The 15,264-nt window shown below is 57.4% G+C and carries 10 protein-coding genes and 2 other annotated features; of the genes, 7 read left to right on the top strand and 3 right to left on the bottom strand.

The window, feature by feature from the left end; all coding sequences use genetic code 11:
- Positions 1-24 precede the first annotated feature (24 nt).
- The 4 genes from MYS68_RS03345 to tyrS all read left to right on the top strand — a co-directional run bounded on the left by MYS68_RS03345 (position 25) and on the right by tyrS (position 8,932).
- Positions 25-3,201, top strand: coding sequence for an alpha-mannosidase (locus MYS68_RS03345; RefSeq protein ID WP_248924465.1), 3,177 nt, complete (start codon positions 25-27; stop codon positions 3,199-3,201).
- Positions 3,202-3,290: 89 nt separating this feature from the next.
- Positions 3,291-3,548: a binding site (T-box leader), on the top strand.
- A 52-nt stretch (positions 3,549-3,600) separates the two neighbouring features.
- Positions 3,601-6,708, top strand: a complete 3,108-nt coding sequence (gene ileS, locus MYS68_RS03350; RefSeq protein WP_248924466.1) for an isoleucine--tRNA ligase — start codon at positions 3,601-3,603, stop codon at positions 6,706-6,708.
- A 71-nt stretch (positions 6,709-6,779) separates the two neighbouring features.
- The gene (locus MYS68_RS03355; RefSeq protein WP_248924467.1) at positions 6,780-7,289 is read left to right on the top strand and encodes a DUF402 domain-containing protein; all 510 of its coding nucleotides are present in this window, start codon (positions 6,780-6,782) and stop codon (positions 7,287-7,289) included.
- 68 nt (positions 7,290-7,357) lie between these two features.
- Positions 7,358-7,623: a binding site (T-box leader), on the top strand.
- Between the two features lie 49 nt (positions 7,624-7,672).
- Positions 7,673-8,932, top strand: a complete 1,260-nt coding sequence (tyrS, locus tag MYS68_RS03360) for a tyrosine--tRNA ligase (protein WP_248924468.1) — start codon at positions 7,673-7,675, stop codon at positions 8,930-8,932.
- 252 nt (positions 8,933-9,184) lie between these two features.
- On the opposite strand, the gene MYS68_RS03365 is transcribed toward tyrS, so the two are convergent.
- On the bottom strand, positions 9,185-10,183 hold the full coding sequence (locus MYS68_RS03365) for an aldo/keto reductase (protein WP_248924469.1): 999 nt from the start codon (positions 10,181-10,183) through the stop codon (positions 9,185-9,187).
- 113 nt (positions 10,184-10,296) lie between these two features.
- On the opposite strand from MYS68_RS03365, the gene pdxR reads away from it, so the two are divergent.
- The gene (pdxR, locus tag MYS68_RS03370; RefSeq protein WP_248924470.1) at positions 10,297-11,718 is read left to right on the top strand and encodes a MocR-like pyridoxine biosynthesis transcription factor PdxR; all 1,422 of its coding nucleotides are present in this window, start codon (positions 10,297-10,299) and stop codon (positions 11,716-11,718) included.
- Positions 11,719-11,800: 82 nt separating this feature from the next.
- Here the strand turns inward: pdxR and MYS68_RS03375 are convergent, their stop codons facing one another.
- A complete protein-coding gene (locus tag MYS68_RS03375) occupies positions 11,801-12,688 on the bottom strand; it encodes an NmrA family NAD(P)-binding protein (protein ID WP_338043661.1) in 888 nt (295 codons plus the stop codon).
- Between the two features lie 286 nt (positions 12,689-12,974).
- On the opposite strand from MYS68_RS03375, the gene MYS68_RS03380 reads away from it, so the two are divergent.
- Positions 12,975-13,295, top strand: coding sequence for a hypothetical protein (locus MYS68_RS03380; protein ID WP_248924472.1), 321 nt, complete (start codon positions 12,975-12,977; stop codon positions 13,293-13,295).
- An 81-nt stretch (positions 13,296-13,376) separates the two neighbouring features.
- Here the strand turns inward: MYS68_RS03380 and MYS68_RS03385 are convergent, their stop codons facing one another.
- The gene (locus MYS68_RS03385) at positions 13,377-14,126 is read right to left on the bottom strand and encodes a YheC/YheD family protein (protein ID WP_248924473.1); all 750 of its coding nucleotides are present in this window, start codon (positions 14,124-14,126) and stop codon (positions 13,377-13,379) included.
- A 198-nt stretch (positions 14,127-14,324) separates the two neighbouring features.
- Here MYS68_RS03385 and MYS68_RS03390 point away from each other — a divergent pair, with 198 nt between their 5' ends.
- Positions 14,325-15,251, top strand: a complete 927-nt coding sequence (locus MYS68_RS03390) for a CapA family protein (RefSeq protein WP_338043662.1) — start codon at positions 14,325-14,327, stop codon at positions 15,249-15,251.
- Positions 15,252-15,264: the final 13 nt, after the last annotated feature.

Raw genomic sequence — 15,264 nt, forward strand, 5'->3', positions numbered from 1 at the left:
TACTAAATCATGGAGGACGGGACGATGTATTTTTTTACGGAGGAAAAATTGGCGCTGCGGATTCGGGAGCTGGCCGGCTACAGGTACAGGGATGCGGTCAAAATCGAAGCTTTCCGGTTTCAGCTTGACGAGAAAGGCGAGATCGGGGCGTATCCTCCTGAAGGCGGAACGTGGGTGGAAATGCGCGTCGGCGATCGCTGGACGGGTCACGACGTATATGCGTGGCTAACGGCGGATGTGCCGATTCCCGTCGAGTGGAAGGGGAGGCCGATCGTCGGCTTGTTCGATTTCAGCGCTCCGGGCGCCGGAACGGGCGGAGGGACGGCGTTCGAGTCGCTGCTTTACGTGAACGGCTCGCCCTACCACGGAGTGGATGCCAACCATCAGGAGGTGTTTCTGCCGGAGGATGCCGCAGGGACCGCGCTGTCGCTTAAATTCCGCACCTGGTCCGGCATGGGAGGCGGCCCCGGCAAACCCCGCGAGTGCGAGCTGAAGCGGGCCGAGGTCGCATGGCTGGACGAAGCGGCGGACGATCTGTATTATACCGGATGGGCGATCGTGGAAACGGTCAAGGAAATGGACGGCGGGAGTGCGGAACGCCATGCGCTGCTGCAGGCTTTGAATCAGGCTATGAACCTGGTGGACTGGTCTTATCCGGGCTCCTCTGCTTTTTACGAATCGGTCTTTGAGGCGCGGGCCGCGCTTCGTGCGGAGCTGGGCAAGATGGAGAAGCATCATCCGGTGACCTTGCACTGCGTCGGCCATACGCATATCGATGTGGCATGGCTTTGGCAGCTCAAGCATACGAGGGAAAAAGCGGCCCGCTCGTTCTCCACCGTCCTGCGGCTGATGGAGAAGTACCCGGAATATATGTTTTTGCAGTCCCAACCGCAGCTGTACGATTACATCAAGAAGGATTACCCGGAGATTTATGAGCAAATCCGGGCGAGAGTCAAGGAAGGACGCTGGGAAGCGTCCGGAGGAATGTGGCTGGAAGCGGACTGCAACGTGCCTTCCGGCGAATCGCTCGTCCGCCAAATCCTGCTCGGCACCCGGTTTTTGAAGGAAGAGTTCGGGGTAGAGTGCACATACCTGTGGCTGCCCGACGTGTTCGGATACAGCTGGGCGCTGCCGCAAATTTTGAAAAAATCCGGCATCCCGACGTTTATGACGACCAAGATCAGCTGGAACCAGTACAACCAGATGCCGCACGATACGTTTATTTGGAAGGGCATCGACGGCTCGGAGGTGCTCGCCCACTTTATAACGACGCCACGGCCGGGGCAAAAGGATGTGAAGCGCCATGGCTACAACGGCGTGCTGAGGGCGGAGACCGCCCTCGGGCTGTGGGACCGCTACCGCGACAAAGGCTTGAACAAGGAGCTGCTCATGTCCTACGGTTATGGCGACGGCGGGGGAGGGGCGAACCGGGAAATGCTGGAGCACCGCCGCCGTCTCGACGAGCTGCCGGGAATGCCCCGTATGGTCATATCAAGAGCGGACCGTTTCTTTGAGAAATTACAGCGGACGGTGGCCGAGACCAAGGAGTATGTCCATACGTGGGACGGGGAGCTTTACCTGGAGTACCACCGCGGAACATTGACGAGCCAGGCGTACAACAAGCTGATGAACCGCAAGCTGGAGCTTTTGTACCGCGAAGCGGAGTTTCTGTGCACGCTGGACTGCCTGCTTGGAGCGGGCTGGAGCAGTTACCCGCAGAGAAAGCTGGAGGAAGGCTGGAAAATCGTGCTGAGAAACCAATTCCACGATATTATTCCGGGTTCGTCCATCAAGGAAGTATACGAGGACAGCCGCAAGGAATACGAGGAGGCGGAGAGCATCGGCGCCGGCGTCTGGAAGGCAGCGGCCGAAGCGATAGCGAGCGGTGGGCCGGGCAGCCAGGCTGTGGCCGGAGGAACGGCCGAAACGTTGACCGTATTCAACTCGGCAAACTGGCGGCGCAAAGATTTGCTTAAGGTTCCCCTAACTCAGGGACGGGAAGAGGGCGTTTGGGTTGGCGGGAACGGTCATGAGCTGCCGGCGCAGCGCAGCAGCGGCTTTTGGCTGGTGGAGACGCCTGAGCTTCCTTCGATGGGCTGCGGGGAGATCCGCTTCAGGCCGGCCGCGGCATCGGCGCAGTCCGGGCAAGCGCAGGCGGTTCCTTTTACCGCCCATGCGACCGGATTATCGACACCGCATTATGTTATGGAGTGGAACGTCCATGGGCATCTGACTCGCGTATTCGACAAGAGCGCCGGGCGGGAGGTACTGGCCCAGGGCGCTTGCGGCAACGTGCTGCAGGTGTTTGAGGATAAGCCGCTGATGCATGACGCCTGGGACATCGATTTGTTTTATCAGGAGAAGATGCGCGTAATCGACGGGATTCGGCGCGTTGAAGTAAAGGAGCTCGGCCCGCTCCGGGCCGTCGTGCAGTTTGAGTGGACATTTGGCAAATCCGCGATATTCCAAAATATGGTTCTTTATGCCGAGAGCCGAAGAATCGACTTTGAGACGAAGGTGGTCTGGCGCGAGCGCCAGCAACTGCTGAAGGTGGCGTTTCCGGTCGAGGTGCGCGCCACCGAAGCGACCTATGATATTCAATTCGGCAATGTGAGGCGCCCGACGCACTGGAACACGAGCTGGGATCTCGCCAAGTTCGAAACGGCCGGCCACCAGTGGGCGGATTTGTCGGAGCACGGTTACGGCGTCAGTTTGCTCAACGACTGCAAATACGGCTACGACATCAAAGGGAATACGATGCGGCTGACGTTGATCAAATCGGCGATCCGTCCCGATCCGACGCAGGATCAGGGCGAGCATGCTTTTACTTATGCCCTGCTGCCGCACGCCGGCGGCTGGCTTGAGGGGAACACGGTTCGCGAGGCATGGCAGCTGAACAATCCGCTGACCTGTACGGCGGGCAAACCTGCGCTGGCGAAGCTTTGTCTGTTTGGCACAGACAACGAACATGTGCTGATCGATGCCGTAAAAAAAGCCGAGGACGGCGATCGGGTCGTACTCCGCCTGCACGAATTTGCCGGAGGGCGCGGTATGGTGGAAATAGCAAGCGGCCTTCCGATACGTTCGTGGCAGGAATGCGATTTATTGGAGCGGCCGGTCGGGGAACGGCATACGGTGCCGACGCTTCGCTTCCCGATCGCTCCTTACGAGATCAAGACGTTCCTGATCGAAATGGGATGACAGGCACGGATAATTTACACAGGATGACATATCCGGGGTTGACATTAATTTGAAATTGGTGTAAAAATGGAGTTAACTTCATCGACTGAATAAATTCGTTGACGAGAAAGAGTACGCCAAACCTCTTGATCCCCAGAGAGTCGGCCTAGAGCTGAAAGCCGACGTTCAAGACTTGACGGAAAATCCTCTCCGAGAAGGAAAGCTGAAGCTTGCAGTAAGCTGACCCGGGATCCCGCCGTTAGAAGGGGCGCGTATGATGGTACGTAGTATGAGGTGCCGCAGGATCTTATTTGGACGATCCATTGCGGAACAAGGGTGGTATCGCGAGATGAAATCTCGTCCCTTACGGGGCGGGATTTTTTTGTTTTTCTCAATCTTGAACGAGGAAGGATGAAATGCATGAACCAAGTCGATGTGAAAGAAAAAGCGAGAGCGCGGGAGCTGCGCGTGCTGGAGCAGTGGAGGCGGGACGATACGTTCCGCAAATCGATTGAACTTCGGGAAGGACGGCCGAACTTCGTCTTTTACGAAGGGCCCCCGACCGCGAACGGCAAACCGCATATCGGGCATGTGCTGGGGCGCGTCATCAAAGATTTCATCTGCCGCTACAAAACGATGTCGGGCTACCGCGTCGTGCGCAAAGCCGGATGGGATACGCATGGCTTGCCGGTCGAACTGGGCGTGGAGAAGCAGCTCGGCATCTCCGGCAAGCAGCAAATCGAGGAGTACGGCGTCGCCGAGTTTGTGGAGAAATGCCGGGCCAGCGTGTTCGAATACGAGGAGCTGTGGCGCGAACTGACGGAGGCCATCGGTTACTGGACGGATATGGAGCGCCCGTATGTGACGCTGTCGAACGACTATATCGAAAGCGTATGGCACATTTTGTCCGAAATCCATAAGAAAGATTTGCTGTACAAAGGCCACCGCGTCACCCCGTATTGTCCGAGCTGTCAGACGACGCTCAGCTCCCACGAGGTGGCGCAAGGCTACGAGGATGTCAAGGATTTGAGCGCGACGGTGAAGTTCAGAAGCAAGTCCGGCGAAGACATCTTTCTCGCCTGGACGACAACGCCTTGGACGCTTCCGGCCAACGTGGCGCTGGCGGTGAACCCGGACATCGATTATGTCAAGGTACGGCATGACGGTGAAAATTACATTGTCGCGCAAAACTTGGCGGAGCGTCTGTTCGGAGAAGGCTGCGAGATCATATCCGCGCACAAGGGCCGCGAATTCGTGGGCACCGGCTATGAGCCGCCCTTCGGCTACGTCCGTGCGAGCAAAGGGCATATCGTCGTCGATGCCGATTACGTCAGCGATGCGAGCGGTACCGGCATTGTGCATATCGCCCCGGCCCACGGGGAGGACGACTACCGGACGGCGCGGCAGCACGGGCTCGATTTCGTCAACGTCGTGGACCCGGCGGGGCGTTATATGGAGCGGATCACCGATTTTGCCGGGCGCTTCGTCAAGGATTGCGACGTCGATATCGTGAAAAGCTTGGCCGAGCGCGGCCTGCTGTTTTCCAAGGAGCGCTACGAGCACAGCTATCCGTTCTGCTGGCGCTGCAAGTCGCCGCTGCTTTACTATGCGATGGAAAGCTGGTTCATCCGGACGACGGCGGTCAAGGAGCAGCTCATCCGGAACAACGGCAAGATCGATTGGTATCCTTCCCATCTGCGCGAAGGGAGGTTCGGCAAGTTTCTCGAGGAGCTCGTCGACTGGAACATCAGCCGCAACCGCTATTGGGGTACGCCGCTGAACGTATGGACATGCGGCAGCTGCGGAAGCGAATTTGCGCCGGGAAGCCGGGCGCAGCTCAAGGAAAGATCCGTGCGGCCGCTCCCGGACAGCCTGGAGCTGCACAAGCCGTATGTGGATGAAGTAAAGCTGCGCTGCTCGTGCGGAGGTACGATGGAAAGGACGCCGGAAGTGATCGACGTCTGGTTCGACAGCGGTTCGATGCCGTTTGCGCAGTACCATTATCCGTTCGAGAATAAGCGGCTGTTTGAGGAGCAATATCCCGCGGATATCATCTGCGAGGCCATCGACCAGACGCGCGGCTGGTTTTATGTGCTGCTGGCGGTGTCCACGCTGTACAACGGCAAAGCGCCATACAAGGCCGTCATTTCGACCGGACACGTGCTGGATGAGAACGGACAGAAGATGTCCAAGAGCAAGGGCAACGTTATCGATCCTTGGGACATCATCGAAGAGTTCGGTACGGACGCTCTCCGTTGGGCTTTATTGTCCGACAGCGCCCCGTGGAACAGCAAGCGGTTCTCCAAGCAGATCGTTGCCGAAGCCAAGTCGAAGGTGATCGATACGCTCCATAACGTCCATGCGTTTTATGCGCTTTATGCGTCGATCGACCGTTATGATCCGGAGAGCTCGCACGCACAGCCGGCATCGCGGCCGAGTTCCCGCCAAGACGTCCCGAACGAGCTGGACCGGTGGATTTTGTCGAGGCTGAACAGCACCTTGCTTCAAATGGCGAAGGGGCTGGAGGCAAACGATTTTCTGAATCCGGCGAAGCACATGGAAACGTTTGTCGACGAGCTGAGCAACTGGTATATCCGCCGCTCCAGAGACCGGTTCTGGGGCAGCGGCATGACGGCGGATAAGCTGTCGGCCTATGGGACGCTGCGCGAGGTGCTGCTCACGGTAGCCCGGATGATGGCGCCTTATGCTCCGTTCATCGCCGAGGAGATCTACGGCAATCTTGGCGGCGAAGGAAGCGTGCATTTGACGGACTATCCGCAGGCGGATCCGGAGCTCATCGATGAGTCGCTGGAGCGGGAGATGGCTGCGGTGCGGCAGCTTGTGGAGCTGGCGCGCAGCGTCCGCAGCGAAGCCGGCATCAAAACCCGGCAGCCGCTGTCGGAGCTGATCGTTTCGTCGGACAGAAGCTTTGACCTGGGCCGGTACGAAAGCATCGTCAAAGAGGAGATCAACGTCAAGGCGATCCGTGTGGAACAAGGCGACAGCGGCATCGTCAGGCACCTCCTGAAGCTAAACCTTAAGGCGGCGGGAAAAAAATACGGTCCCTTGGTCGGTCCTCTGCAGGATAATCTGAAGAAGCTGTCCGCTTCCGAAGCGAAAAGAGCCATCGAAGACGGCTTCCTGAACGTTAGCGCGGGCGGGGAGACGCTGCGAGTCGCACTCGACGAGCTGCTTGTGGAGAAGCAGGCGAAGGAAGGATACGCCGCCGCCTCCGGATACGGAATGACCGTCGCATTAAACACGGTGCTTACCGGGGAGCTCGTGGAGGAAGGTTTTGTCCGCGAAGTCGTAAGGGCCGTACAAGACTTTCGCAAGAAGCTGGGACTGCCGATCGAGCGGCGCGTACATCTAGTTTTGGATGCGGATCCGCGGCTGAGGCTAGCGCTTGAGCGTTTTCGCCATGTGCTGTGGGACAACGTGCTGATATCCGAGATGGAATTTGCCGATGAACCGGGAATGGAAACCGTTGCGATCGGAGACATGGAGCTGCGGCTGAGCATCAGGTGACGGACGGCCATTCTATTTTGACGAATTGCGAGGTTCGACAAATCGAAAATAAGCGAATGAAGGATGGTCCCATGGATACGCGAATAACCGTTCAAGCCCTGAAATACGGCAACCGGCTGCATTACGAGTGGAACACCAAACTGCTGGAGGCAACCGATTCGCACATCGTCGTTTTGGGGGAATACGGCAGGGAGCTGCATCATCACACGAAGGGGAAAATTTTTACGACGGAAAACTGGACGATTGAGCTTTTTCCGTTTGATTTGTGGTTTACCGTCAGCGCAGATGTGAGGAACGGCGTTCTTTATCAATATTACTGCAACATTAACGAGCCGGCCGTTTTGCGCGGAACGAACGTTTCTTTTGTCGATTTGGATCTTGATCTGGTTTATCGGAACGGGGAATGGAAGGTCGTCGACGAAGATGAATTTGCGGCGAATGCGGTCAAATTCGGGTACCCCGAGGAGTTGATCCGGCGGGCCCGGGAGGAGCTGAAGAACCTGCAGCACCGCGTGAATGCGGGGCTTTATCCGTTCGACGGGACTTTGGAGCGGTTTATCCGGTTTGTGCCGGCGATTTGACAGCGGCTTCGGATTATGATTTAATCTTGGTTAAACTTCATATCGATGAATGCGATGACGGGTATGGTTCGAGATTTGCGATCGACCTGAGTAGGAAACATGTCCATAGCTGCAGAGAGCCGGTGGTTCGGTGCGAACCGGTGCAGGCCTATTTCCGAAATACAGCCCCGAGATGGAATAAGGGAAAGCGCGCCAGGCGCAAGTAGCTTGTTCCCGGCAATCCGCTGCCGTTATTTGAAAATAAGTGAAGGAAGGCATTTGAACGCCGGTAGGCCGGTTCGGATGGTCTTCTTTAATTAGGGTGGTACCGCGAGACAACTTTCTCGTCCCTTAGGGGGCGGAAGTTGTCTCTTTTTTTTACCGACAAAAATGGAGGGATACGCATGAGCGAATTTGCAAAGCTCACCGAGCAGCAGAAACAGGAGATCGAACGGCAGCTGGAGGCGATCCGCCGCGGCGCTGTAGAAGTTGTTCCCGACGAAGCGCTCAAGGAAAAGCTGGCCGCTTCCGCCGTCTCCGGCCGTCCTTTGCGGGTCAAGCTGGGGCTCGATCCGTCGGCGCCGGACATTCACATCGGGCATACGGTCGTTTTGCACAAGCTGAGACAGTTTCAGGAGCTGGGGCACGAGGTGCAGCTCATTATCGGCGATTTCACCGGTCGGATCGGCGATCCGACGGGAAAATCGGAAACGCGCAAGCAGTTGTCCGAGGAGGACGTGAACCGCAACGCGGAGACGTACCGGAAGCAGCTCTACAAAATACTCGATCCGCAAAAGACGAAGTTTTTCTTTAACTCCGCCTGGCTGGGTGAGATGAAGTTTGCGGATGTGCTGCAGCTCGCAGGGAAACTCACGGTGGCGAGGATGCTGGAACGGGACGATTTTGCCAAAAGATATGCCGGAGGCCGGCCCATCCATATTCACGAGTTCTTTTACCCGCTGATGCAGGGCTTCGATTCGGTCGAGCTGGAAAGCGACATCGAGCTTGGAGGTACGGACCAAACCTTTAACATCTTGATGGGCAGGACGCTGCAGAGCGCCTACGACAAGAAGGAGAGCCAAGTCGCCATTTTGATGCCGCTATTGGAGGGGCTGGACGGCAAGCAAAAAATGAGCAAAAGCTTGGGCAACTACATCGGCATCGATGAGGCGCCGAACGAAATGTTCGGGAAAACGATGTCCATTCCCGATGAGCTGATGCTGAAATATTACGAGCTGACGACACCTCTTTCGGGCGAGGAGCTGCTCGGGCTAAAGACGGGCTTGGAGGACGGTACGGTGCATCCGCGCGACGCCAAAATCCGCCTGGCCAAGCTTTATGTAAGCATGTATCACGGCGATGAGGCGGCGGAAGAGGCGGAAAAGTATTTTATCGACGTCTTTCAAAAACGCGCGCTTCCGGACGAAATCGAAGTATTCGGGCTCGACAAATCCGAGCTGGAGGAAGGCGGCATCCCGCTTGTCAAGCTTCTGGTTGTATCCGGACTGCAAGCGTCGAACGGAGAGGCGAGACGCAGCGTCGCGCAAGGCGCCGTGAGGCTGAATGAGCGCAAGATGGCGGATCCCCAGGAGCGGATTGCCGTTCAGGATGGCGACGTGCTGCAGGTTGGCAAGCGGAAGTTTGTGCGGATTCAATTGAGGTAGCTTATTCTACGCGGGTGATCGGTGATCGCAGGTCTTTAGCCCGGATTGCGGTTGCCCTTCAGACCCGGCGAGTTCCGGCGAGACCACGGATCGGTGGAACTCGCGGCTTCCGGGGGAATACCGCGCTCCCGGGTACGAGCGTGCCGGGGTCTGATGAGCTATGGGTTGCTGGCTGAACGAGGTGTCTCAGCCACACAACCCAGCCTCCGCACGCTAACGAACGGGTAATCCCCATCTGTGTGGCCTGCCGAGCTAGACCTGCTGCTCCTCGTATAAAATCCGCGTGATCTGCAGCATCTGCTCGGCCGTTAAAGGGCCGTACTCCATCGCTTTCACGTTTTCCATAACCTGCTTCACCGTGCGGAAGCCCGGGATAGGGATCGCCGCTCTGCTTCTCGCCCACAGCCAAGCTAGTGCACCTTGGGCAAGCGTTCTGCCGCCGGACGTCAGCACGTCCCGCAGATCGTTCAGTTTGGCTGTGAGCATTTGCGACGGGTATCCTTCGTGAAAATAGGTCAGCCAATCCGGGTTTTGTCGACCTCGGATGTCGCAGGGATCCGTAATCGGCGTTGCTGCTGTATATTTGCCCGTCAGCAGCCCCATCGCCAGCGGGCAGCGGTTCAGGCTCGCCAGCCCGTAGGCTTCGCATATTTCCAAAATCGCCGGACTGTCGTGAAACACGTTAAGCTCATGTTGGATCGCTGCGCAATGCTCGGCCTGGGCGAACAACTCGGCGCGGTTCGGGAAGTCGGTGGACCAGCCGTAACGGCGGATTTTGCCCTCGGCGACGAGTTCTTCGAGCGTCTGGATCACATCCTCCGCCAAATCCGCCGGATAATCGTTCAGATGAAGCTGGTACAAGTCGATATAGTCCGTGTTCAGCCGCCTTAACGAGGCTTCGCAGGCTTGCTTGATATAGGCTTTGGACGCGTTCGAACCGAATGCCTCCTTGGTCTCCGCCCGCGTGACATAACCGAATTTTGTCGCAACGACGAGCTTGCTGCGCTTGCCGGAAATCGCCTTGCCGACAACGGTCTCGCTGTGCCCGGCGCCATAGTTGTCCGCGGTGTCGATCAATGTGATGCCGTTATCGATTGCGCATTGAAGAGCGCGAACGGATTCGTTGTCGTCGACTTTTCCCCATCCGTACGGCTGACCGCTCACCGCATCGTGCCAAGGCCCGCCGATCGCCCAGCATCCGACGCCGAGCGCGCTGACCTCGATGCCGGATCTTCCCAATTTTCTTTTCATCCGGATTCCATCTCCTTCTTCGTCGTTTGGTTCAAATTTAGTATAATAAGGAAAATAGGTCGCGATCAGATCCGATTTTCGTCGATTTCCAAGAACCAATTTGGAGGTGCCGTATGTTCGGATTTCAGCCTGACGTCTCCGCCGGTCCTATCACGCGGCAGCTGTGCGCCCACCTGCGTTCCATGATCGAAGGCGGCGAGCTGCCGGCGGGGACGCGCCTGCCTCCGACGCGGACGTTGGCGCGGGAGCTGCGCGTGGCGCGGAACGTCGCCATCGACGTGTACGAGCAATTGACGGCCGAAGGCTACCTCGAGAGCCGGATTGGCTCTGGAACCTATATAGCCGAAGGCATACAAGTCCGTCCGCGCAAAAACGAGCCGTCATCCCCTATCCAGCCTGCTGCTATGCCGCCCGCCGCCAAGGAGCGCGGCGACATTATCGATTTCAATGGCGGCATTCCCGATTTGCAGCTGTTTCCGCGCAAGCTTTGGGCGAAATATTTGCGCGAAGCCGCGGACTACGCGCCGGACGATTTGCTCGGCTACGGCGATCCTGTCGGGGAGCTCGAGCTGAGAAAAGCTCTCGTTCGTTACTTGTTCCGGATCAAGGGCATCCGCTGCCATCCGGGCCAAGTGATTGTCGTTTCCGGATCGTCGGAAGGCTTTCTGCTCATCGCCTCTGCGCTCGCTGACCGGTTTCAAACTGCTTTCATCGAGGATCCCACGGTTGATTTCGTGCCCGATGTGTTTCGCCGCTTCGGGTATGCCATCCGCCCGGTAGAGGTTGACGGACACGGCATGGATATCGGCCGGATCGACCCGGAGGGGGAAGGTTTGATCGTGCTCACCCCTTCGCATCAGTATCCGACCGGCAGCATTCTTTCGATCCAGCGCCGGCAGATGGCCGTTCGCCTGGCCGAAGCGAACGGCTTCTATATTTTGGAAGACGATTACGACAGCGAATTCCGCCATAAAGGCGTCCCGGTGCCGCCGCTGCAGGCGTTGTCGCCTAACCGCGTCATTTATGCGGGCACATTCAGCAAAACGCTGTCGCCGGGTCTGCGCCTCGGCTTTCTCGTCGTGCCGCCGCAGCTGATCGGCGAGGCGGTGCGCGCGAAAACGGAGCTGAACCTGCACACCTCTTCGATTCCCCAGGCCGCGCTCGCCCGATTCATTGAAAACGGGCATTTCGACCGCCACGTTCACCGGATGAAAGCCGTATATATGAAACGGCGCATGAAGTTGGAGGCGGAACTGAAGCGGCATTTCGGAAGCGAGGCGGAGCTGCGCGGGGATGAAGCCGGCATGCACGCACAAGTCGCGTTTCCCGAGGAAACGCACAGCCGCATCCATTGGGCCGACGCCGAACGCTTCGGCGTACGGCTCAGTTCGCTTGAGGATTATGCGATCGTTAAAGGAAGGAACCGCCATAAAGTCGTGCTCGGCTACGGCAGACTGAGCGAGGAGCAGATTGCGGAAGGAGTGGCGCGGCTGCACCGATTTGTGACGGACGCCATACGGGTTATCCGCGAATAGAGTGGCAGCAGCGGACAACCGGCTTCAATCATGTATAAAGCGGTCCCCCTTGCATATGCGGGGGACCGCTTTCTTAACATCTTTAAGCCAGGACCGCCGGCTTGAGCACTTCCTCGCACCACTGGCGAAAACTGGTGGGACTAGAGGACTGCGGAGTCCGCGGTTCGGCATCGTAAATGCCCCGTTCGGCAGCGGCCGCCATGTCGATGATCCCCTGCGCCCACGCCTTGCTCATCCCGTGCTGAACCAGCGCGGACTTGTAGTCCTCGCCGGAGACCTGCTGAAAGCGAACCGGTCTCTCGAGCACCTCGGACATGATCCGTGCCATTTCATTGAAGGATAGGTTTTCAGGGCCGAGAACCGGGACGTTTTCCTGCCCGTCCCAGCTGCGGTCGAGCAGCAGTTTGGCGGCGGTGGCGGCGATGTCGCGGGTGCTGCAGGTCGGAGTCTTACGATCCCCGGACATCGGATAGAAAAACATTCCTTGATTTTTGATAGGCTCGATCTGCCAAAGCATATTATCCATAAACCCCGGCATGCAGAGCGAGCGGTAACTTACGCCCGTGCTCTCGATCAAATCGTCCATGGCGAATATCGCCGAGATCTGTCCGGCATTTTTGGCTATTCCGCGTCCCAGGCTCGAGACCCCGATCACGCGCCTTACGCCTTGGCGGTTGATCGCCGTGTACAACGGCCGGACGAAGCTCAGGACGTGGTCCTGGATGCTCTCGGCTTGGGGGTTCGGGGGCACAACCCAAAGCACGGAGTCAGCTCCCTCCAGCGCTTTGGAGACGACCTCGACGTCGTCGTGTTGACCCTGCACGACCTCTACACGCTCGCGAACGCGGGGAGAGAGGCGGGAAGGATCGCGCGCAATTACGCGGATCGCCTCCGTGCTGTCGAGGATATGGTCGAGAACCTGGCGGCCGATTTGTCCGGTGGGAGTGGTGATGACAATCACAAAGACCACCTCCAAGAAGCGGATAAAATGACACCGGATCCTCCAAAACGTGTTTTCTCCATTCCTTTCACAAACAACATCCTTTCTTTTTTGTCGCCTGGCCTAATAGGATTCGACCTTATGGCCAACGCAGAAATTCAACAGTGTTGTTTATGCGTCAATGTCGTGTATGTTACACTGTATAATGAATGATAAGCGCGTTTAGAGTTCCGGGCAACCAGCAAACGGCCGTTGTCGTTGTGTAGACAACATTCGTGAACGATTGTTGTTTTTTTAAGTTCATGAGAATTCATTTATGGTGAGGTGGAGTATGCCGGTTAACGCCAACGATCCCCGCGTGAAACGCACGTGGCAGTTGTTAATGACAGCCTTTATGGAGCTGATTATTTTCAAATGGTTAAGCGGAGAGGCGCGTGCTTCCGTCACGCAAGAGATAGTGGACGCGACGGCCCACGTCATAAGCTGGGGGATATTAGGGACCGCCGTGCAGTGGAGTCGAAGTCCTCAAAGGCGCAAGGCGGAAGCCATGGCGCGGGACGTGCTGGCGGTTGTGGCCGCGGGGTTGGCGCCGGTCATGGAAACGGACCGGGGCAAGTTCTTCATTCGACGAGGATAGTGCAGCTATATGAGCCGATAAACGAGAAAAGAGCGGACTTCTTAGAAGGTCCGCTCCATCGTTTATCAACTTATTCCGGGCTTATCTGCTGATCGACACCCGTTCGCCGGAGCGCCGGTTTTTGCGGTACAGCTTTCTCATGCATTTCCAGCATATTTTCTCCGGGCGGGTGTTCACCTCGATCACCCACGGCTTTAAGCGGCGATCGAGCCCCATGTCGATGCCAAAAAGCCGAATGCCGGGATAGCCGCCTTCGAGCTGCTCGCATATGCGCCTTCCCAGCGCGTTCAGTCTGGCGATGATCTTCTGTTTGCCCGCCGAATCGGCGTATGGAGCGAGCAGGTCTTCGATAGATATCGCGGTGCCGCCGCTGCGGATGTTCGTGACGATCTTCCGCGGATGGGCGGCCCGGCCGACGAATCCTTCGTTTTGCCACGGGGAACGGCTTTGCTTCGTCATCATCAGGCGAAGATCGAACGGCCGATGGTTCCAGGTGAGCAGCTCGATGCCCTGTTGCACCACATAATCGCTTTTTACCCTGCGGGACAATACGAAGTCATACGTTTCTTCCACAGTGCGAAACGTTTTTTGCCGCGTGCCGAAGCGAACGCGGTAGGACGGCTGATTTTCCGGCCCGAGCCTGCTGATTTGCATCACTCCAATGCCGAAAGCGCCTTGATTCGGCTTGGCGTATACCGTTTTATGCCGGGATAGCATCGATACGAAAGCGGCTTTGCTCAGCTTCATCGTTTCAGGGAGGTACCCCCGGATATGACGGTTTTTCCATAACTCCCGGTAATGCTCCCACTTGATTCCTTTTGCAGGTTTCATGGATAGTCTCCTCACATCGGTGTTTCCATATCTTATTCGGCCCGCAGCGGTTGGGTTGCAGGGGTTAGCCCATTTTGCAGGCAATGCCCCTCCCGCGTGAATAAGGTTAAAGGGTGAACTTGAAAGGGAGAGGAGTGGGGCGGTTGACCCGAATCAAAATCGCCGCTGTAGGAGACCTGCTGATTAAAAAGCCGAATTATCGCTTCGGCCAAACAGCCTGCCGGCGGGTACCGGTTTGATCCCGTTTTTGCGAAGGTGAAGCCTTGTTTGAAGAGACACGATCTGGCGATCGGCAATCTGGAGACGACCTTTTCCGGGAAAAAGGTTTTGGGAGTTCCCGGCAAGCGCAAAAAATGCAACTGTCCGGAAGAACGAAGACATCCGCGAACAGGCTTTCCGCTGTTCAACTGCCCGGACGAGCTCGCGGCGACGCTGAGAAAAACCGGCTTTCACGTGCTGGCGACGGCCAATAACCATTGTCTGGACGGAGGCACAGCCGGGTTAAAACGCACCCTGAGCGTCCTCGACCGTCACGGTCTCAGGCATGCGGGAACGTACCGCTCCGCGGGGGAGGCGAGGCGGCATCTGGTCGTGCCGGTTAAAGGGATTCGCATCGGATTTTTGGCCTACACGAAAGGGACGAATTCGATACCGATTCCAAATTCGTGGATCGTGGGACGCATGAGCGAAAGGAAGATCGCGGCGGATATCCGCGCATTGAAGAACAAAGCCGATTTTATTATCGTCTACCTGCATTTCGGACAGGAGTACCGGACTTACCCGAATTCAAAGGAAAAACGGCTGATGCACCGGCTGTTCAAGCGAGGCGCAAACGTCGTGCTGGGCGCACATCCCCACGTTTTGCACCCGGTCGCGGTCACGAAGATGAAAGACATTTACGGCCGGGTCAGGACCCGGGTGGCGGCTTCGTCGCTTGGAAACTTCGTATCGACGAAGCTGGTCAGGAACCCGAAAACGGTACGGGGAACGATATTAAGTCTGACGCTGACCCGGAATAAAGACGGAGTGACGGATGTAACCGGTGTCAGCCGCATCCCCACCGTCGTAAAATGGAATCGGGCGCGAAAGACGGATTACCGGGTGGTGCCGGCCGACGGCAGGTGAGCCCTGACAGGCT

It is taken from the genome of Paenibacillus hamazuiensis (assembly GCF_023276405.1).
In the GTDB taxonomy this organism is placed as follows: Bacteria; Bacillota; Bacilli; order Paenibacillales; family NBRC-103111; genus Paenibacillus_AF; species Paenibacillus_AF hamazuiensis.

Excerpts from the sequence above, each read along its gene's own strand:
- MYS68_RS03345 (WP_248924465.1), top strand. The coding sequence starts at position 25 with ATGTATTTTTTTACGGAGGAAAAATTGGCGCTGCGGATTCGGGAGCTG.
- ileS (WP_248924466.1), top strand. The coding sequence starts at position 3,601 with ATGAACCAAGTCGATGTGAAAGAAAAAGCGAGAGCGCGGGAGCTGCGC.
- MYS68_RS03355 (WP_248924467.1), top strand. The coding sequence starts at position 6,780 with ATGGATACGCGAATAACCGTTCAAGCCCTGAAATACGGCAACCGGCTG.
- tyrS (WP_248924468.1), top strand. The coding sequence starts at position 7,673 with ATGAGCGAATTTGCAAAGCTCACCGAGCAGCAGAAACAGGAGATCGAA.
- MYS68_RS03365 (WP_248924469.1), bottom strand. The coding sequence starts at position 10,183 with ATGAAAAGAAAATTGGGAAGATCCGGCATCGAGGTCAGCGCGCTCGGC.
- pdxR (WP_248924470.1), top strand. The coding sequence starts at position 10,297 with ATGTTCGGATTTCAGCCTGACGTCTCCGCCGGTCCTATCACGCGGCAG.
- MYS68_RS03380 (WP_248924472.1), top strand. The coding sequence starts at position 12,975 with ATGGTGAGGTGGAGTATGCCGGTTAACGCCAACGATCCCCGCGTGAAA.
- MYS68_RS03385 (WP_248924473.1), bottom strand. The coding sequence starts at position 14,126 with ATGAAACCTGCAAAAGGAATCAAGTGGGAGCATTACCGGGAGTTATGG.